Source organism: Viridibacillus soli (assembly GCF_016612995.1).
Classification (GTDB): Bacteria; Bacillota; Bacilli; order Bacillales_A; family Planococcaceae; genus Viridibacillus; species Viridibacillus soli.
Genome location: NZ_JAEOAH010000029.1, coordinates 46,171 through 65,998 on the forward strand (window position 1 = coordinate 46,171; position 19,828 = coordinate 65,998).

The following is a 19,828-nucleotide window of genomic DNA, read 5'->3' on the forward strand; positions in this document are numbered from 1 at the left end:
TTTACGATTCGTACATGGAGGGATTAGATGAACAAAAAGAATATCATATTTACAATTGTTTTTGCATTGATATTATTTTCAGCAGGATATTTTACAAGTAAAATGACATCTGAAACAATAACTAGGGAAGTTAAAATAGGCGTTGAAAGCAGTAAAAATGATGGGCAAATCGATTATAAACAAATTATTACAGATGCACAAAATCAAGGAGTCATAGATAATTTTATGATGATATATTTGAACAGTAAACCTATTGATCATGTTGATATTAATAAGAACCATCCAGATTTATTCATTGAAATGAATAGTCCGAAGCAATCCACTGGATTAATTGATTCAAAAGTATGGTTTACCAATAATGGAGCAATAATCGGTAAGCGCTCTGGAGAGAGTTGGGAAGATATTGAATATAAAAGTATAAATCAGGCTGATGCAGATTTTATTAGAGAACAAACAGAGTAAGTGGTGGTTGATATGTTTGTTATAACACATTCTGTTTCTTGATTTTTTCAACGGAGCATTTTTTTATTACAAATTAAATGATGTTTCTTTTGTTTTTACTAGCAAAAATTAATGTATCTCTTACAAGAGAAAATCTTTTAAGAATGGATTTTTCTCCTGCTCAATCTGGATATCTGTTACAGCTCCGTGTCCGCTTAAAACAAGAGCTTTTTCAGGAAGGGTCAGCAATTTTTTACAAATTGTTTCGATTATCGTATTTTGGTCTCCCCAATCTATATCTGTCCGTCCAACCCCACCTTTAAAAAGGACATCTCCAGAAATGATGATACCTTCTTCATTTACATGGTAAAATATGTCTCCAAGTGAGTGGCCCAGCGTAAATAATATTTGTAATGTAAAGGAACAGTTATGAAGTGCTCCTTCCTTTTCAACGGAATAATCTAACGGTAAACATTCTAAGAAACATAACATAAAAAAGATAAATTCGATGGTGTGTAGCTCCACAAAGTATCAGATGATGCCAATAAAACAGTAAATTAATGCGAAAATAAAGGCAATGGTCCAAAAACTCCCCAATACTTTTTGATTTTTAGTGTTTTTGCCCTTGTGTAATTTCTCCATGAAGGTGATGAGGTTTAAAAAACATACGACACCTAAAAAAGGTAATGCAACTAAGAACATAAATAGTATAAATGGTACATCTCCTTTCCGATTCCTAAGTATTCTTATATTTTAGTATAGCATAGATTTTTTCACTCAAAAAACAACAAAGTTTACGAAAAACAGCCCAAATTTAAACCAACTTTCTCGCTATAGTATGATTAGACGTCTCAAAATTTGATTGTTAACTTAGGCCAAGTTTTGGTCCAGTTTTTCGTCTCAATTCTTTTTACATAAATATTATGCAAGGACATGCCTTTCTTGAATTTTGGAGTTGGTTTTACAACATAAGATAGCAATCCCTCTACTCCATATGGTGCGAAAACATCTATCTTGGAATTGATTAAGCGTACACCAACGGCAGTTGGTATTTCTGGAAACTGAGCCATTCCATCTTTAGAAGAAACATAGGATGCTGCCCCATTTAGCACATGCATACGGGCTTGATTTTTTACTGACCAAGGTTCGTCAGGCATTATACTTAATAATTCCTGTTCGAACCTCTTTTCTACTTGTTCATCCATTTCTTCAGCATTATAGTAAATGACGTCAATATCAGCTAAAGGCGTTCTTTCTTTATAATCATGCAGCAGATCCCAAACTTTACTACGAACAAAACCAGCACAAACCCAACAATCTGGTAAATTCAACTGTTGGACAGTATGTAAAATCCCCATCATCCAAGTATCTTCTTCAATCGCTATTATAAAATCACTTTCAGATTGTAAAAACAACTAGAGTACACTTCCTCCCTTTCTCTATTTTCAAAACATGAATTTCACTCAATTCTGCAAATTAACGAATAACCAGCAGACGTCTAAGTTGCTCGATGAATGTTATGTATGACTACAACCTCTAGTTTTTATATTGCCAAAAAATTCCTTGTAGGTCAAATGAAGAGATAGGTAGTGCCAATCGAGATTCAAAAAGACCGAGTAGGTTAAATCACTCCTCCAGTAGGTTAAATCACTTCTTAAGTGAGTCAAATGAAGCTCTGAATCGGGCAAATCATTTTTCGAATGGTCTGAGTAGGTTAAATACTTCCTCCAGTAGGTTAAATCACTTCCCGAGTGAGTCAAATCAAGCTCTGAATCGGGCAAATCACTTTTTGAATTGACTGAGTAGGTTAAAACATTCCTCCAGTAGGTTAAATCACTTCCCGAGTGAGTCAAATCAAGCTCTGAATCGGGCAAATCACTTTTTGAATTGACTGAGTAGGTTAAAACATTCCTCCAGTAGGTTAAATCACTTCCCGAGTGAGTCAAATCAACCTCTGAATCGGGCAAATCATCTTTCGAATGGTCTGAGTAGGTTATATCACTCCTCCAGTAGGTTAAATCACTTCTCGAGTGAGTCAAATCAACCTCTGAATCGGGCAAATCATTTTTCGAATTGTCTGAGCAGGTCATATCCCCCCTCCAGTAGGCCAAATCAAGCTCTGGATCCTGCAAATCATCTTTCGAATGGTTAAACAAAAATAGCAACTTTCAAGTGATTACACCCTTACTTGAAAGTAGTTATTTATTTATTCATGGCCCCACTATCAGCTCATGTGCCTCAAACAGCCCATCACACAATCTCCAAAAATACGAATATCCTCTAGATAATCATAGCCTTTAGGTGAGCCAAAATTATTAAAAGCACGTACGGCAACTATTTCATGTTCTGGAATGACTAACAGTACTACATTTGTATAGCCTAGGATTTGAAACGAGTGTTTAGATACTTCTTCCCCTATTTCTGTTCGATCACAAGACTCTCCCTGAACAAACCAAAAGAAGCCATTCTTTGGATAGCCTTCTGGTAAAGTAGTTGGACTTTGTAAAATTGTATTGTAGTCAAAAATCTCCCGAGAAAGTAGCTGTTTTTCGTCAATTTTCCCTTTATTTAAATGTAGTGCTCCCCATCGAGCCAAGTCTCTAACGGAAGCATACATATTCATTTGGCTGCCATCTACATTGTTGCCTGTGTACCAATGGGGATCGCTTTCTTTCCGAATCACTTGAACATGCCGAAAGTCCAGTTCATCATACCAGCCTATTTCTTTTAAACCACAAGGATTTAATACTTCAGTTTCCACAATTTCAGCAATCGTCCTACCTGAAGCTTTCTTCATGATTTCAGAAAGTAAATCTACACCAATATTACGATAGGCCCAGCTTGTCCCTGCCCTAAACTCTTTTTCAACTTCCCCATTTAACAGTCGTAATCCATGTGTATGTGTGACTAAATGGCGAATGGTAACTCCCTCTAATATCCCACTATCCATTTCAGGGAAAAATGACGCAATCCCCAGATCGAGCGATTCGATGGTCCCTTTCTGGATTAAATAAGCTACTGCAAATCCGATAAATGTTTTTCGAACTGAAGCTAAATGAAACAAAGTATCATTTTGAATCAATCTAGCGTCCGCTTCATCACTTTGATAGCCCGTGTAAGATTCTGCAACGACTTGGCCTTCTTTCAAAACCATCATGGCGGCCCCTGTAGCATCTACTTGCTGTAACGTATGCAATACGTTTTTCCAAACTGGTAAAAATTGATTCATATTTAATTCCTCACTTTTAGATAATAGGAGACTCGTAGTAAGTATCACTAGTCTCCTCATAGCGCTACATACAAAATAATTCATCGCAATCAACAAGTCGCTCTGTTCTTCACTGAACATTCAAATTATTATATAGATAAATAACCCTTCAATGTCAATCTATTTATAAACTACTCCTATTGTTACAAAAATGTAAGTTATGGTTACTTCTTGTTTGAAAAATCGATGGAGAAGTTCCAGGTTTCAACGTATTCTTAATGTATAAACTAACTCTTGAAAGGAGTTTTAACATGGAAGCTATTTTAAAAGGAAATTCGATACATAAAGTTTTTGGAGCAAAAAATAATATATATACTGCTCTACAACATGTAGATGTAACTATTAATAAAGGGGAATTCGTTGGAATTATGGGACCATCTGGAGCTGGTAAAACTACACTGCTCAATATTCTTTCAACAATTGATAAACCAACTTCAGGTAGTATTGTTATTGGGGGTGAATCAGTCGAATCAATGAAAGAAAAGGATTTAGCTAAATTTCGTAGAAAGCATTTAGGATTCATCTTTCAGGACTATAACTTGCTAGATTCCTTAACGATACAAGAAAATATTCTACTACCACTCTCCCTAGCGAATTGGCCAGCTCAGAAGATGGAAGTTAAAGTGCGAGAAATAGCCAACATACTGGGAATTGAAGCTATCTTAAACTCTTACCCTTACCAAGTTTCTGGAGGACAAAAGCAACGAGCTGCTGTTGCAAGAGCAATTATTACAAATCCAAGTTTAGTGTTAGCAGATGAACCAACCGGAGCATTAGATTCTAAATCATCTACTGATCTTCTAAATACATTCAATGTATTAAACAAGGACTACGATTCGACTATCTTAATGGTCACACATGACGCTTTTGCTGCAAGTTATTGCGATCGAGTTCTATTTATGAAAGATGGACGCCTTTTCACAGAAATAGTCCGAGGAGACAAGGACAGAAAAGAGTTCCTTAACCTATTATTAAACACGCTTTCTACTATAGGGGGTGGGACCCATGAACATGTTTAATATTGTAAAGAAGAATATCAAACACAATTTCTATCAGTACTTTCTTTATATTGCATCAATGACACTCAGTATTACGATTTACTTTACTTTTTCATCACTACAGTACAATAAACAAATTAGCCAAGCTCTAACGGATACAGAAAAACTTGAATCAGCTTTTGGTGCTTCTTCTATCCTTTTACTACTATTTGTATCCATTTTCATCTGGTATTCGAATAACTTCTTTGTTAAAAGACGTAAAAAAGATATTGGTTTATATTCGTTATTAGGTGTTGAGAAAAAACAAATTGGCAGAATGCTATTTTATGAGAACTTTATAATGGGCATAATTGCACTCTTAATAGGGCTTGCAATCGGGGAATTATTCTCTGTTTTCTTCAGTATGATTCTGGTGAAATTAATGGGCTTTTCTATTGCTATTACATTTACTATTAATTCAAGAGCAATCATACAGACTTTACTCGTATTTAGTGTGATTATTTTCCTTACTTCATTGCAAGGCTACTTTATTATTTATCGTTTTAAATTAATTGAGCTATTTCAAGCCACTAAAAAAGGCGAGAAGATAAATAAGCCTTCTTTGTTGTTAGCACTTCTTGCCATTGCAATGATTGGAGGTAGCTACTGGTTATTACAACTGTCTCCAGAATCGAACAATTGGGATCAGAACTTTAACCGTACTATCATTATAATAATTATCTCCATGCTTGTTGGTTCGTTTTTGTTATTCCACTCCTTAAGTGCCTTTATCTTTGTATTATTACAGAAGAATAAGTCATTTTATTTTAAGTGGTCTAATCTTTTAACTTTTACGCAATTAACAAATCGATTAAAGAGCAACGCCTTTATGTTCACTATTATTTCTATACTGAACGCAGTAACACTTATCGCTTTTGGATTTGGTTATAGTATTTATTACAATACTCTGGATCAGGTAAAAAGTTTTGTTCCATATAGTTATCAATATGAAAGTACTTCTTCTGAAGTAGATGCAAAAATTCGTGAAATAATTGCCACGGACAATGATCATTCCCTTATCTTTGAACATGACTGGGAGTACACAATGGTAAAAGGCGATGCTTCAGAGCTTAAAAAAGTTCCTGGGGGGTACTTATACTTTGACGAATCATTTGCTGTTATATCCAATACAACTTTCAATCAGCTAGCTGATAAATTAGATTTAGATACAATTGCACCTTTTAAGGAAACAGAAGGTCTAACAATTATCAACAATTTCATAGGTTCACAAGACCAGCAATCAAATTTAAACAAATCTATTTCGTTGCATTCAGCAACTGCGGATTCGAAAATAAAGATTGTTGATAATAAATCATTTTCATTATTGAATGACCCTGTTCAACCTTTCTTAATAGTTGTAAATGACAAAAAATACAATCAACTTAGAGGTGAGAATACTCCTACTACAGTGCATGCTTTGAAAGTAACCAACGAAGCTAAATCTTCTGCACTAACAAAGAAAATCATGAAAGAACTTCCTAGTGAAGTACATTTCTACAGTTTTTCAGATAGCTATCAAGAAGCCCAATCTGTTTATGGATTACTGATCTTTATAAGCGGATTTTTGGGATTAGTCTTCCTTGCGGCTTCAGGAAGTATTATTTATTTCAAAATGCTAACAGAAGTAACTGATGATAAAGTCAGATATACAACATTAAAGAAACTAGGCGTTCAAAAGATCGAAGTGATGCGAGTTATCGCTAAACAATATTCTGTTGTCTTTCTCCTACCTTTAATCGTAGGCATAACTCATAGCTGTATGATTTTAACTGCTATCTCAAATTTAATGGATATCAACTTCATCATTCCCGTAATCATTTGTATCGTATCTTATACAATGCTTTATCTTTCTTACTATGTATTAACTGTTATTTCATGTAACAAAATAGTCAATGCATAAAGTAGAGACAAACACCAATAAAGTTTATGTCTTACAGACTGTAGACAAACTCGAAGGAATTCGAGTTTATCTATGGTTTTTTATTTTAAAAATAGATAAGATCGTTGATTTCCGCTACGGTAGTCGTTTTTCGCGGGTGGGTCCAAGCCGCTTCGTCGCAATGCTCCTTCTGCAGGGACTTGGACTGTCCCGCTTTTCCCGCAGGAGTTGCCACCTTCGAATAATCCTGAAAGAGATCAAATTGAAATGCTTACTTTGGATTAACTAGTATCTCAAAAACATCTTGTTAGAAAAATTGTGGATGTGGTGGACAACCATAAAAGGTCTTAAAAAAATGTCTATGCAGACGATGTGTTGCTAAGAATTTTTAAAAAACTCGCTAATTGGGCTTGGCAAATACAAAAATGGCCTAAATGTTAATATTGAAGAGGATTTTATCTATAAAGAGGGGCTTAAATAACCCTTATATATAAAAACAAAAGACATTCAGGATATGAGAATTCTGAATGCCTTTTGTTAACAAACTGAGAGACCGTCACCTATTAGGATTTTAAATTATGTTATACCATAGTAATCATGCAGTTTTGGAAAATGTATAGTAACAGCTGTAAAGTGGGTCTTTTCTGAAGTGATAGTGATCGAATGTCCTAACTTATTTGCCAATCTCTTAGCTAGATAAAGACCCATGCCCGTTGAGCCACCGTGATTTCTTCCATTCATCCCAGTGAAGCCTTTATCAAAAACTCGTTGGATGTCGGCCATTTCTACCCCTATCCCATTATCCTTTATGATTAATCTTCTTTCTATCTCATCCTCTTCTGAAGAAATGTTCACTTCCCCCTGAGGCGAAGTATACTTCAAAGCATTAGATAGAATTTGTGCCACAATATAAGCTAGCCATTTTTGGTCAGTAAGTACTTCTGTAGACTCTACTTCCAATGTAAGTTTTATCTTTTTTTGAATAAATATCTTGGCATTTTGTTTAATAATTGAACGAATAACTACATCTAAATCAACAGGAACAATAAAATAATCTTGATTGAAATCATCTGCTCGAACGAAATAGAGTGCCTGTTCAACGTATCCCTCAATCTTCTCTATTTCTTCTTCTATACTATTTAAAATCGGATTTTTCTTCTCATTCTCAATAATTAAACGACTAACCGATATAGGTGTTTTAATTTCATGGAACCATGATGTCATATAATCTATCGTTTCTTTTTTATCATTTATAATATTCGTGACTTTTTGCTGATGCTGTTGATTTACTTGCTTTAATACTTCTTGAAACATCTGCTGCTCCAATGTTTTAGGCGTCAGCAACTCTTCCTGTATTAAAAAACCATCTCTACAGCTACTCTTCAATGCAATAAAGTGTTTTTTGATCAAGTAATACTCTATAAAAATGTATAAGAAAAATAAACAAGTTGAGATAAGATAAAGGTAGAGTAGATTATTTATTGGGATTGAAAGTCTTGGGTTGATATAGATCATTACTGTGATAAACGACATGATCATAATATAGGTTACGATTAGTCGCCTCTGAAAGAACAAATGCTTCCAAATACTCATATTAGCATATACCCTTGCCCTTTCTTCGTTTGGATATAATCTTCCACACCCATATCTGTTAGTTTACGACGTAAACGATTTATATTAACCGTCAATGTATTATCATCAATAAAACTCTCATCTTCCCATAATGCACGCATTAGCGCATCACGACTAATAATTTCATTCTTATTTTCAAAAAGAACAGTCAATATTTTAAATTCATTTTTAGTGAGTTCACTTTCTTGCTCTCCAAACTTAACTGTTGAATTCTTTAGGTTTAAAGTCAAATCATTATGTTTGAGTACATCTAAACTAGGTGAAAGATATGTATACGTTCTACGCACTATCGCATTAATCTTCGTCACGAGTATGTCCATTGAGAATGGCTTCTGGATAAAATCATCCCCACCCATATTTATGGCCATCATAACATCCATCTTCTCATTACGAGACGACACAAATACAATTGGCACATTTGAATACTTTCTAATTTTCTCGCACCAATAAAACCCATTAAAATAAGGTAAATTGATATCTAACAACACTACATGCGGTTTCACTGACAAGTACTCTTCTTCTACTTGTTGAAAATCCTTAACTGGATAAACATCATATCCCCATTTAATTAAGTTTTCCTCAACCATTTCGGCAATCTTTTGTTCATCTTCGACAATCATAATGTTAAATTTATCATCCATATTTCATTACTCCTACCAATTAATTGATTTTCACCCACACTATTCAATTAATTATACTCATTCTCACAGCATTTTTGAATACTTCGCTAACCTTGACTCTGTATTTAGATACTGAAAAGACCGCTCTATTAGGTTGCCACTGAAATGTCCAAATGATTTAAATAAGATAGCCCATTCTCAGTTTTATCGAGAATGGGCTATCTGTTCTTCAGTATAATAGATGAACTTTGAGCCATTATTTTAAATGCGATTTTTACTAATATACTCTTGATTCATAAAATACATCCTGATGATTATCTATTAGGTAAAATCAATTCTATATTTTTTTGAATTGATTTATTACTCATTTCACCTGATGATATTTTTTTAACTGTACCCTCGGAGTCGATGAATACCGACGTAGGTAAGAACTCTATATTATAACTTTTAAAAACAACTATTGAGTGATCTATTAGTATCGGAAAACTAATATTTTTAGTGAATTTTTTAACTTCGAAAGGTGTTTGTGCATTATTTATTGCAAGGATTTCCACTCCTTTTGATTTATACTTACTATAGTTTTCTTCTAAATCAGGCATTTCCTCTTTGCAATAATCACAATAAGTCGCCCAAAAATTTAGTACAACTCCCTTACCTTTATAATCTGACAATTTATGCTTCTCTCCATTTAAATCTTCAAGAATAAAATCAGGTGCAACATCACCTATTTTCACCAACTCAAATGTTTCTTTTATGAAATTACTATAGACGGTATAAGCAATGGCACTAAAGATAATTACTACAATAACAGTTCGCATAATCGTTCTTTTTTTCATTTATTGTCCTCCTTACAATCCTATGACCCCCCAAGAAACGGCGCTAAAATCCTGTTTAAAATGTTCATTTCTTTTTTGATGGATTAAATAAACTGTATAGTATTGGGACAATAAAAAGCGTTAAAAAAGTAGATGTTGATAGTCCTCCAATGACGACAACAGAGAGTGATTTTGACACCATTCCGGAACCATTTGAGATAGCCATCGGGATTAAAGCACCAATTGTTGCAATAGCTCACGGAATAAAAAATGTCCTGTATCAGAGGATAATTCGCCGCCATCATTGGATAATTTCAGTTGGCGATTGAAATGAAGCGTCGTTTGCGGTAATCTACTCATTAGAAGAATCCTTTCTATTGGTTAGTTCTTAGTCGATTTAACCTTAACAGAAGTGGATTCTTTTTTCACTTTTTAAGTGGAGTAGAAAAACCCACTGAAAACCTGACTCATCAGCTTTTCAGTGGGTTTTTCTGTTGATTGGTGAATAATCTAGGTTAGATTATATTTATTTTCTATTATTGATATAATAGGTATCATATGCCCCTTCATAAATGTATCCTAGTTGTTTTGCTAATTTGGCAGACTCAGGATTAGCTGCGTCCCAGCTTGGATACTTTCCTCTTGCAAGACAGTCTAACATCAAAGCAGATGAAGCTATTGTGGCTAAGCCCTTTCTTCTATGATTTAGATGTGTCCCCACCTCAATTTCAATTCCATCATCATAGATACTATATGATGATGCCCCACATACTACCTGTCCACGATGTAAAATAGCAAATCCAACTCCTCTATTCAGGTAGTCTTCTATGGAATCAAACTGACCTGTAAAGTCTTCTGAAATCTCATGCAAAGATGGGTCATTAGCTATACTTGCATTAATTCTTTTCAATTCATATTCTTCTGGAAGTTTTGACAATAGAGTTTCTAGGTAACTGCTATTTAAATCTTCAGGGTTCTTTTTAAATCTATATCTTTGAAATTTATCGAAAGAACCTTTATGAACAGTTTCTATACGTTTTTTCCATTCATCAGTATTAACTATTACTAGAATGTCTTCAGGTAGATTATGTAATAGCTCTTCAGTTTCTGTTGCATTTGGATCCCCAGCGTAAAATGCGAATATACCCAAAATAATTTGTCCAACTGTAGGGTTTTCAGGATCATTAACCCAAGCCGTCCCCATATGTCCTTGAAGAAATGAGCGAAGTATGGTGCTATCGAAACCTTCAAACATTAAAGATAACTCTTTTTTCATATTAATATCTGCCTTATAAATCATTAGTATCCCTTCTTTCTTAAAGAATAAATTAAAACTCAAAGATCAAACTAGACTACAGAACTTATAATATACTTCTAAAATAGTAATCAAATATATGACTTTTCTCTTTGAACCATTCTTCCTAATTCCATTTTAATAACTTTATCTGCTCTATTGAAATAGTAGTCATCATGTGTAATTGCTATAACACACTTGCCACTTTCTTTAAGGAGTGGCAATAGAGTATCGTAGAAAAACAATCTAAACTCCGGATCTTGATCTGCTGCCCATTCGTCAAATAAATAAATAGGCCTATCTTCTAAATATGCAACTAATAAAGCAAGCCTTTTCTTCTATCATCTACTGCTTCTTTTATACTTCCATAGAAATTTTCATCAAACCGCTTTCCTCGTCCTCTTAACTCTATTGGAATCAACTGGATTGAAGAATGTAAATGTTTTCTCCACTTAAAATATATTGATTCTGACCCACCTGCATATGGTAAACAAAACAATATCATTAATACATCTCACCCCTAATAACAACTTTGCTACAGTCCCTTGCACTTATAGTCATATAAATACTAAAGAGCAAAATTATTTATTTAATATTAGACTATCGAAATATCTCTTATACCTTATGGTTGTCATGCTCATTACTCCCATTTGAATTAGAGAAAGATGTCAATGCTTTAACCAGAGGTTCATCCAAATTTCATTGCTAACTTCCTAAGTATATATGCAATAGTCTTATTGTGTTTTTTCAAAAAATTTCAAATAACAAACCACTATTAGGTATTATAAACTAAAATTGTATTTAATTATAGTGATTTGTTATATTAGATAAAATAGTTACAAATAAACTAATAACTGGTATTTTAAAAACCCTACAGACTATAACATTTTTTATACTCGTTTTCAGCACTATCCTATTCATTTTATTATCCAATTTATGCAGCACACTCTACACAGATTTCTTGTTCTACTTACCTGTATGCAAATTGATGCTCGGTTGCCAAATAACATGGGGCTATCTAATAAGTCACTAAAATAAAAATCCCAAAGAAAAACGTACTGTTTTTCTTTGGGATTTTTTTCATTTTTCTCTGTTCCGGTGAAAATAGCTGGAGAATTCCAGCTATTTTCAGTAAATTGTGGACCATTGCCACAATGCCGAACTCCGTTCTCACTTTTTCTAAACCTCGAAGTGAGAATCGACGAAACGACCGATTACCCTTGAAATGACCAAATACACTCTCTACCTCGATTTTCCGTCGAGCGTAAATTTGTTCGTTTGGTACAGACCAAAGGCTAGTTTGTGCTTTTGCTTTGAGCTCTTCATAAACGGTATTGTAGTGAGTCTGTCGATTCCCTTTAGCTTTTGAACATTGTGCTTTCAATGGGCAATCTGAACAATCTTCACACTCATATATTTTGAAGTCCCATAAAAAACCATATTTATCTGTACGTGTAGAATAACATTTAAAAGGTACTTTTCGATTGTTAGGGCATATGTATGTGTCATCTTGTTCGTTGTAAACCCAGTTACTTACATGACGGATGTCTTTTTTTTTAACTTCGTTTTTGTTCACTTAAAAATGTGCCATAAGAAATCAATGCCTGAAATTCTTGGTCCATTGAATACAGATAATTACTTTCACTTCTATAACCGGCATCTGCTATGACGTTTTTGGGGAACGGAACGGATGATTTTCTCCCCACATTGCTGGGAGATTTTCATCCAGTAATGTGGCGATTTCTTGGCAAAAATATACTTTTTGCGAATACGCTTAGAGAAGGATTTTTACCATCATTTTAGGATGATACGCACTGCGACCACCACCTTTGTATGGTTCAAAGCAGTATTCATCGTCTATTCCAATTAATCATTTCGTCCGCTACTCGTACAATATGATTAATTGGAATAAAGTCTTGAAAATCGAAGAGGCATATACTTTGTTAGTTATTATATGGAATGAATGTAGAGTTTTCATTTTGATTTCTAGAAACGAGAGTTTCTTCCCCAATCTCTAGTGGAAGCGTTGTGAGTCATGTCATAATTTTCGTTAGTAATCTTTGGATTGCGCATAAAAAATCGCCCTTTCCGTAATTGTTTGTTTAGTCACTTACATTTTACAAGAAAAGACGATTTTTTTGTATAAATTTAAAGAAATAGGGCTGCCCTCAAAAGTCGGTTTTCACTGACTTTGGGACTGACTACCTCTAGTCAAGTACTTTTAATTAATTTTTAAGCGAAGAAATGAATTTGTTTTCAGCGGGAGGATATCCCCCCGCTGAAAACAAATTTGAGTACGCCAAAAAGACCTAACGAAATATCGTTTTTTCACAAGTTGGTCGGTTTATAATTCGGATTCTTATTGATCCCTGGGGCTATTAGAACTTCCTTCTACTATAAAAAAATAGTAGCACAAACCATGGCCTTGGTTTGCACTACTAATGTTAGTATATTTATCTTCTTCTATTTTTTGCCTTAACAGCTTTCCTAAATCGCTTTATTTCTCGCAAATTATCAATCCTATATTTTAGTCTTTCTTTTTCCCGACCCTCGGCTTTCAGCTCAGCATGTCTTGCTTCTCTTTCAAGCTTTAGATAGCTTTGTAATCTTTTATTTGAAAGCTCTCCATTTGTAATGGCCTGCTGTACGGCACAACCTGGTTCACTCTTATGCTGGCAATCATTAAATTTACACTGCTTCGTTAACACATCGATATCTGAAAATGATTTTGATAAATCAACACTTTGCACCCCCAACTCTCGCATACCAGGGGTATCAATGACAACACCAAGTCACTATATCGTAAAAAGTTCGCGTCTTGTTTTCGTATGCTTTCCTTTATCATCATTTCTAAGACCTCTTGTTTCAATGAGCTCTTGACCAAGTAACGAATTTATTAATGTTGATTTTCCAACACCAGATGATCCAATAAAAGCTACCGTCTGTCCACCTAATAAGTAGTTTTTGATGGGTTCATAGCCCCCATTATCGACACTTGACGTTACGATTACATCAACGCCTATAGAAATCTTAGACACTTCCTCTAGCATCGCTTCAACATTTTCACACAAATCTGCCTTAGTTAACACGATAACTGGTACTGCTCCACTATCCCATGCAATCGATAGATAGCGTTCCATTCGTCTTATGTTAAAATCATTATTTAACGACATACATATAAAAATTTTATCAATGTTAGCCGCAATAAGCTGGGTTTCTTGGGTCATTCCGGCTTCTTTGCGTACAAGTAAACTTTTTCGAGATAGCACATGGTGAATTATACTATTCCCATCAGCTCGTTTAATCATAACAAAGTCTCCTACGGTCGGATAATTTCTGGCTCCTGTAGCTTTGAAACGAAACTTTCCAGAAACCTCCGCTTTCAGCTCACCTTGATCAGTAATTAACTTATAAATCCCTTTTGATAGTGAAGACACTCTTCCAACATGGAGACCTTCAAAATGTTTTACCTCTTTTAAGAAAAACTCATTTAAACCCAAATCTTTCATTTCAATATTCAACGTACCATCCTCCTAAAGTTTACGTACAACTTTTGGAAGGCCTAATGTATGGGGTTAATTAACACGTACCTCCCTCAAAGTTTCAATTCCAGTAAAATATGTATTAGTCATAAAACACCCACTCCTCTCATTTATTAATACAGTCAATATACCATCGATTAGAAAAATATTCTATATATACCTAAAAAAAACTGCGACGGATAACAAACCATTTCAAAACAAATTTATTATTTTTAACTCTCTATTTTAATCTGTAGCGCCCTAAATATTATGTATTATTAAATCTTCTTTTCTCAATAGCTAGTAAGTGATAACCATCAAAAGTTACTTGATAAATATCTGGTTTTTCGGTCGATTTCCAGAAATCATATCCAAGTGAAGGTTTGAAGTAATTTAATATAGATGTCATGATATTGCCGTGGGTTCCAATAGCTACATTTTCAAACTTTGGGTTTCCTAAAATATCAAGAATAATAGGTAATGATCTATTCTGGGCTTCTCTGATTGACTCTCCACCTTCTAAACAAAAGTCTATATTCTCGAATGACTTCCAAAGTGCTACATCTATTTCATTTTGAGGTAATTTATATTGCCCTTTAATCGCTCGTTCTCTTAGACCTTCTTCAATGACAACCTTAGAAGGTTCGATTAGTCCATCCAAGGTCTGTATTGCCCGTTTATAGGGGCTAGAAAACACCGCATCAAACTCAATTTCACTTAATGAATTAACAAGTTTCTCAGCCAATTCTTTTCCTTTTTCAGAAAGTGGCCGTTCACGTTCTTGACCAAAAATAAATGGCGAATCTGCATGTCTAATAAAGTAAATATTGATTTTCAAAACTTCCCTTCCTTTGTGAATAAAGAGAGTAGCTCCTTATTTCAACGGTCCTTTTTAAATAATGAAAGACTCCTTCTTTGGATAAAAGCACGTCCAAATATCATGAATAATATCTATTTGTTAATTGATATACGTATTGTACTCAACGATCGCTCCAATGCGCGCTGCGAATTGAATAAAATCAGGTTCTAGTCTAACTCCATTGAAATCTCCATCTTCTATTACAATTACTATGTCATACTTAAATTCAACATCGTATAATCGTTTAACTTCTAACAACTCTTTTTCTTTGCTCGTAAGGAGAAATAAGATTTTATCCAATTGTTCATCTGTATCAACAGTTTCTTTATATCCTGTTTCTAATTCCCAACAACCTTCTTTCATTTTTTATGTCTAGTCTAGGATATAACCTGCTCCATAGCTATAAACTACTCAGCTCCTTATTTTTAATTTGTATTATTATAATCACTAAAAATATACACATTAACCTAACAAAACCATTTTGTAGTATAATTTTTATACATAGAACAGTGGAAACAAGTATTAAAAAACACTGTTGTTTTTTAATACTTATTTATGGATGGAGGAGTTATGAAGTGGTGTTAGATTTTTTATTTACTGTTATTTTTGTTCTTGGTGTTTACTATCTAATTAGATATCGATTAAATTTAAATAAAGCCGTTCAACTCTCTAAAAATGCACTATATCCTAGTAAAGAAGATGAGTTTAATAGTATCATCCTTCCAGTTGAGTGGAGAGAGATGGAACCTCTCAGCAAAAATACGAAGTCTTATCAGTATGTTAAATGGGGAACCGTGGTTGCTATTATATTATCAACAATTCTATTATGGATTGTTCTTGTAACAGACTTGTTAGAATATTCCTTCTTTAGTGTTGCCTATATATTTTTTGCAATCATTAACGCGGTTAGACATCGTGGTAATTTGTTCATTTTACCAAATGGATTAATCTTTAATGGAAGGTACTATTCTTCCAATCAAATAAAGGGCTATGAAGCAGAAAAAATAATTCGTTGGCATGAGCTCTATGGTCTTAATTCTAAAGGGAATAATGCTTATAAATTGACATTGAACATAAAAAACAAACGATACACACCTAATTTTATTGTGATAAAAGATCATGATAGTCTAGGACAAATTTTAGATTTACTTAATATGCAAGGTATTTCGGGAATAACCAAAGTGGAGCAACCTTTTTCATCAGTAGGCAACTTAACAAATAAATCTTAAGCTGTTACATTAAGAAATCAAAATATCCAATTAATAGATGAATATATTTATTATCTTCCAATACATTTAAAAATGAATTAAGACAAAACTAAAAGGATTGAGCCCTGTGCAGTATAGGGTTTAATCCTTAATAGCTGTCTAAAATATTTTTCTAACATTTTGGGTAACTTCATATACTATTAACTTAGATTTTTTAGAGATATATCCCAAAAATATACTTGCTAGATTTTCATTTTTACAGTGTATTATATCTCAAAAGCCTTTAAAATAATTAGCAATAAAACGATTAGCAACATTAGGTACAGTAACGGGTGTTTTAGTACAAGGATTTAACCTGACAGTGTCCATCCATCTATACTATTTCCATTATCATATTATCGAAAAAAATAGGAAATAAAGATGAGATGACATTTATTATCAAATTAAAAATAGGTTCATCAATGTATACATTATTGCTTATTTTGTTAGCTGTAGTTATTTTCTTTGTGCCTGCTGGTACTATCTATTTTAGACAATACTTAATCATGATTATTTTTCTTTCGATTCTTGCCACCGCGGTTTCGAGTATATACTATTATCGAAAAGTGAGCTAGTAGCGATGTAGAAACTAAGCTTATTTTCAAAAAAATAATTTTATATGTTACCTGATAGAAATAGATAAAACAAATTGGTTGGATGTCGTCTCTTTAACAACAAATAAAGAAATTATGCCAACATTATGTGAAGAATACATAGCTTCAAATGCTTTGTCAATTGTACAAGCACAATACGAAAAAACATGGATTACAAAAGCGATTGAACATGATCGCAAATTAATCGGTTTTACTAGTAATAGAGGAGATGAAGAAACTAGACGGATGCAAGGAAATCAATTTATCCACTGATCCAGAAAATGTACGTGGGAAAAAGATATATAAGAACTTGAGGTTTGTGAATACAGGACGCTTTGTTGATGGTGAGGAACTATTTTGTATGAAGTTATAAGAGCACTTGTTGTCAAGTCTTGATAGGCGAACAATAAGCCCAACTGGTTGTCAGCTGGGCATTTGTACACTATTTAATTTGTCTTTTAGATTTTCTAATACTAACTAACTATACTCACAGATGCTATGATAATAAAAATTACAAGCGAACTATTAATAGAACATTTAATCATCTATTCTTTGATTGGAGAGGTGCGTTATTTCTATAATTCGCTCGCACAAAAATCTTTCGATTCCTGGATACTTTTCTCCTAATGAAGTTATCTTAAAGCCTAAGTTTCTGTAAAACTCTACTGCATCTTTATCAGTTTCTGCAGTAATATTAGTTAGTGAATATTTATCAATGATAAACTCAATCATCTTGCCGCCTATCCCTTTGCCCCTTTCTTCAGGAGAGACGGCGATATGCCTTATTTCACAGTTATTGGCTTTGATTTCTACCCCAATACAACCAGATATATCTTCTTTTCCATTTTTATAACCAAATAATGATTGGTTATGGGATTCTATATACATTATATAAGCTTGGTCGACTTTTTCGATAGATGTGGCATATGATAACAATTCCCTAATAGAAGGCTGGATGATTTTTGAACTAATCCCTATTATCAAACTATCACCTTTCTCTATAAAATATTATTATTAAGTTAGTAAATATTCCACAATAATTGTGTATTTTTCGGCGTTTTGCAATTTTGAATAGAACATAGTTTTCTAGCATTATTCACTTTTCATCACCATCTAAAATATTCGGCACTTTCCTATGTTTTGTCGCTTGTTCATATGCATAAGCCATCTTGATCAATGTACCTTCATTAAAAGCTGTGCTTGCGAATGTGATGCCAAAAGGTCTTCCTGATTCCTTATAGCCTGCTGGAACAGCAATTGTTGGGTAACCTGCTTTTGCTGAAATAGTTGAACCTATATAAGATGGGAATAGTATGGCATCCAAGTCGTATTTCTCTAATGCATATCCAATTCCTTGTTGTTCAGAAAAATAGATATCCTCTAAACGGGCATTCAAATATTCTGGATTACTTAATGTATTTGGCAGATTCTCGCGCTGCTCTAATCTGTCTTGTCCATTCTTTAATGCACGGTCTGCATGATCTTTATTGAACTGGATCAATTCACTAAAAGTATGTACAGGCTGCTGTGCTGGGAGTTTTGACAGATAGTTGTCAAGGCTATGCTTCAATTCATATAAAAGAACGCCCCTTCTCCATTCTCTATGAAATGCTGGAATTTCAATATTTTCCACAATTGTTGCCCCTTGCTCTTCAATGATTTGAACAGCATTTCTAAATGATCCCTCGTCATATTCATCCGAGTTATAAAATTCGTCAGAACCATGAGTAAAGACACCTATTCTAGCGCCCTTTAATCCATCAGCATCTAAATAGCTTGTATAATTTTCTATACCCTTCTCTTTCAACTTATGCGTAGCTGGATCGTCCTCGTCAACACCTACCATTGCTTCTAAAAGAATTGCTGCATCCTTGACAGTTCTTGCAAAGGGGCCCGCTGTATCTTGAGAATATGTAAAAGGTATTATCCCTGTTCTACTTATTAATCCAACAGTTGGTTTAATACCAACAACTGAATTTAGAGTCGCTGGGCTAAGAATAGATGCATCTGTTTCAGTTCCTACTGCTAATACGGAGAAATTTGCAGCTACTGCTACGGCAGAACCAGAACTAGAACCTCCTACATAAAGATTAGGGTCGCCATATGGATTTAGCACTTGCCCACCTCTAGCACTATAGCCAGCCCACATGGTACTCGACATCGCATTGGCTAATTCCGTCATATTCGCCTTCCCTAAAATAACCGCTCCAGCCTTACGAAGTTTTTCCACTAGAAAAGCATCTGTTGAACTACAATAATTTTCAAGCGCTAGCGTGCCTGCACTTGTATGCATATAATCATTCGTTTCAATATTATCTTTCAGCACAACTGGAATTCCATGCAAAGGCCCTCTTGATCCTTTGACAGCTCTTTCATGATCTAATGCTTCCGCGATAAAAAGCGCCTCAGGATTAATTTCAAGAATGGAATTGATTCTTGGTCCATCTTGATCATATTTTGCAATTCGATCAAGGTAATACATCGTTAACTCTTTAGAAGTCACTTCTCCACTCATCATCGCGTTTTGTAAATCATCAATCGTTAATTCTTCTTGGTAAAAATCTTTAAAAATTATACTCATGAATACACCCCTTATTATTCTCTTAAATTCCCCATGTGCTA

The 19,828-nt window shown here is 34.0% G+C and carries 22 protein-coding genes and 2 pseudogenes; 5 read left to right on the forward strand and 19 right to left on the reverse strand.

The features are described 5' to 3' along the window. Positions 1 to 27: 27 nt before the first annotated feature. Complete coding sequence (locus JFL43_RS16315; RefSeq protein ID WP_100797664.1) at positions 28 to 462, forward strand: hypothetical protein; 435 nt, start codon at positions 28 to 30, stop codon at positions 460 to 462. Positions 463 to 582: 120 nt separating this feature from the next. Here the strand turns inward: JFL43_RS16315 and JFL43_RS16320 are convergent, their stop codons facing one another. The 4 genes from JFL43_RS16320 to JFL43_RS16335 form a co-directional block, all read right to left on the reverse strand. Continuing rightward, complete coding sequence (locus tag JFL43_RS16320) at positions 583 to 933, reverse strand: MBL fold metallo-hydrolase (protein WP_200749863.1); 351 nt, start codon at positions 931 to 933, stop codon at positions 583 to 585. Between the two features lie 359 nt (positions 934 to 1,292). Beyond that, positions 1,293 to 1,856, reverse strand: coding sequence for a nucleotidyltransferase family protein (locus tag JFL43_RS16325; RefSeq protein WP_200749864.1), 564 nt, complete (start codon positions 1,854 to 1,856; stop codon positions 1,293 to 1,295). Between the two features lie 102 nt (positions 1,857 to 1,958). Beyond that, positions 1,959 to 2,531, reverse strand: coding sequence for a hypothetical protein (locus JFL43_RS16330; protein WP_200749865.1), 573 nt, complete (start codon positions 2,529 to 2,531; stop codon positions 1,959 to 1,961). A gap of 134 nt (positions 2,532 to 2,665) precedes the next feature. Then, positions 2,666 to 3,670: a serine hydrolase domain-containing protein gene (locus JFL43_RS16335; protein WP_234447839.1), complete on the reverse strand. Its 1,005-nt coding sequence runs from the start codon at positions 3,668 to 3,670 to the stop codon at positions 2,666 to 2,668. 290 nt (positions 3,671 to 3,960) lie between these two features. On the opposite strand from JFL43_RS16335, the gene JFL43_RS16340 reads away from it, so the two are divergent. Next, positions 3,961 to 4,728, forward strand: coding sequence for an ABC transporter ATP-binding protein (locus tag JFL43_RS16340; RefSeq protein WP_200749867.1), 768 nt, complete (start codon positions 3,961 to 3,963; stop codon positions 4,726 to 4,728). Beyond that, complete coding sequence (locus tag JFL43_RS16345; protein ID WP_200749868.1) at positions 4,715 to 6,646, forward strand: ABC transporter permease; 1,932 nt, start codon at positions 4,715 to 4,717, stop codon at positions 6,644 to 6,646. The genes JFL43_RS16340 and JFL43_RS16345 overlap by 14 nt, the downstream gene beginning before the upstream one ends. 555 nt (positions 6,647 to 7,201) lie before the next feature. Here JFL43_RS16345 and JFL43_RS16350 read toward each other — a convergent pair. The 13 genes and pseudogenes from JFL43_RS16350 to JFL43_RS16395 form a co-directional block, all read right to left on the reverse strand. Continuing rightward, complete coding sequence (locus JFL43_RS16350) at positions 7,202 to 8,035, reverse strand: sensor histidine kinase (protein ID WP_200749869.1); 834 nt, start codon at positions 8,033 to 8,035, stop codon at positions 7,202 to 7,204. A 179-nt stretch (positions 8,036 to 8,214) separates the two neighbouring features. Beyond that, a complete protein-coding gene (locus JFL43_RS16355) occupies positions 8,215 to 8,898 on the reverse strand; it encodes a response regulator transcription factor (protein WP_200749870.1) in 684 nt (227 codons plus the stop codon). Between the two features lie 293 nt (positions 8,899 to 9,191). Next, positions 9,192 to 9,713 carry a thiol-disulfide oxidoreductase ResA gene (gene resA / locus JFL43_RS16360; protein ID WP_200749871.1) on the reverse strand — a complete coding sequence of 174 codons (522 nt, stop codon included), beginning with the start codon at positions 9,711 to 9,713 and terminating at the stop codon, positions 9,192 to 9,194. Positions 9,714 to 9,777: 64 nt separating this feature from the next. Next, positions 9,778 to 9,948 (reverse strand): annotated as a pseudogene (locus JFL43_RS16365) (efflux RND transporter permease subunit); the annotation flags it as partial. Next, positions 9,924 to 10,052 (reverse strand): hypothetical protein, encoded by a 129-nt coding sequence (locus tag JFL43_RS22715; RefSeq protein WP_267907815.1) that lies wholly within the window; start codon positions 10,050 to 10,052, stop codon positions 9,924 to 9,926. The pseudogene JFL43_RS16365 and the gene JFL43_RS22715, both read right to left, overlap by 25 nt. 166 nt (positions 10,053 to 10,218) lie before the next feature. After that, positions 10,219 to 10,992, reverse strand: coding sequence for a GNAT family N-acetyltransferase (locus JFL43_RS16370; RefSeq protein WP_200749873.1), 774 nt, complete (start codon positions 10,990 to 10,992; stop codon positions 10,219 to 10,221). Between the two features lie 86 nt (positions 10,993 to 11,078). Then, positions 11,079 to 11,324, reverse strand: a pseudogene (locus JFL43_RS22720) (cyclic peptide export ABC transporter); the annotation flags it as partial. After that, positions 11,303 to 11,491: a thioesterase II family protein gene (locus JFL43_RS16375; protein ID WP_200749874.1), complete on the reverse strand. Its 189-nt coding sequence runs from the start codon at positions 11,489 to 11,491 to the stop codon at positions 11,303 to 11,305. The gene JFL43_RS16375 and the pseudogene JFL43_RS22720, both read right to left, overlap by 22 nt. Positions 11,492 to 12,004: 513 nt before the next feature. Further along, complete coding sequence (locus JFL43_RS16380; RefSeq protein WP_200749875.1) at positions 12,005 to 12,562, reverse strand: transposase; 558 nt, start codon at positions 12,560 to 12,562, stop codon at positions 12,005 to 12,007. An 877-nt stretch (positions 12,563 to 13,439) separates the two neighbouring features. Further along, positions 13,440 to 13,736: a ribosome small subunit-dependent GTPase A gene (locus tag JFL43_RS22725; protein ID WP_234447840.1), complete on the reverse strand. Its 297-nt coding sequence runs from the start codon at positions 13,734 to 13,736 to the stop codon at positions 13,440 to 13,442. 45 nt (positions 13,737 to 13,781) lie between these two features. Continuing rightward, positions 13,782 to 14,507: a GTPase RsgA gene (gene rsgA, locus JFL43_RS16385; protein ID WP_234447841.1), complete on the reverse strand. Its 726-nt coding sequence runs from the start codon at positions 14,505 to 14,507 to the stop codon at positions 13,782 to 13,784. A gap of 268 nt (positions 14,508 to 14,775) precedes the next feature. Further along, positions 14,776 to 15,345, reverse strand: coding sequence for a histidine phosphatase family protein (locus JFL43_RS16390; RefSeq protein WP_200749876.1), 570 nt, complete (start codon positions 15,343 to 15,345; stop codon positions 14,776 to 14,778). Positions 15,346 to 15,465: 120 nt separating this feature from the next. Next, on the reverse strand, positions 15,466 to 15,729 hold the full coding sequence (locus JFL43_RS16395; RefSeq protein WP_200749877.1) for a DUF4279 domain-containing protein: 264 nt from the start codon (positions 15,727 to 15,729) through the stop codon (positions 15,466 to 15,468). Positions 15,730 to 15,944: 215 nt separating this feature from the next. On the opposite strand from JFL43_RS16395, the gene JFL43_RS16400 reads away from it, so the two are divergent. After that, positions 15,945 to 16,595: a hypothetical protein gene (locus JFL43_RS16400; RefSeq protein ID WP_234447842.1), complete on the forward strand. Its 651-nt coding sequence runs from the start codon at positions 15,945 to 15,947 to the stop codon at positions 16,593 to 16,595. 671 nt (positions 16,596 to 17,266) lie between these two features. Further along, a complete protein-coding gene (locus JFL43_RS22730; protein ID WP_234447843.1) occupies positions 17,267 to 17,479 on the forward strand; it encodes a hypothetical protein in 213 nt (70 codons plus the stop codon). Between the two features lie 264 nt (positions 17,480 to 17,743). On the opposite strand, the gene JFL43_RS16410 is transcribed toward JFL43_RS22730, so the two are convergent. Both JFL43_RS16410 and JFL43_RS16415 read right to left on the reverse strand, forming a co-directional pair. Continuing rightward, positions 17,744 to 18,190: a GNAT family N-acetyltransferase gene (locus JFL43_RS16410; RefSeq protein WP_234447844.1), complete on the reverse strand. Its 447-nt coding sequence runs from the start codon at positions 18,188 to 18,190 to the stop codon at positions 17,744 to 17,746. Between the two features lie 112 nt (positions 18,191 to 18,302). After that, positions 18,303 to 19,787, reverse strand: coding sequence for an amidase family protein (locus JFL43_RS16415; protein ID WP_200749878.1), 1,485 nt, complete (start codon positions 19,785 to 19,787; stop codon positions 18,303 to 18,305). Positions 19,788 to 19,828 lie beyond the last annotated feature (41 nt).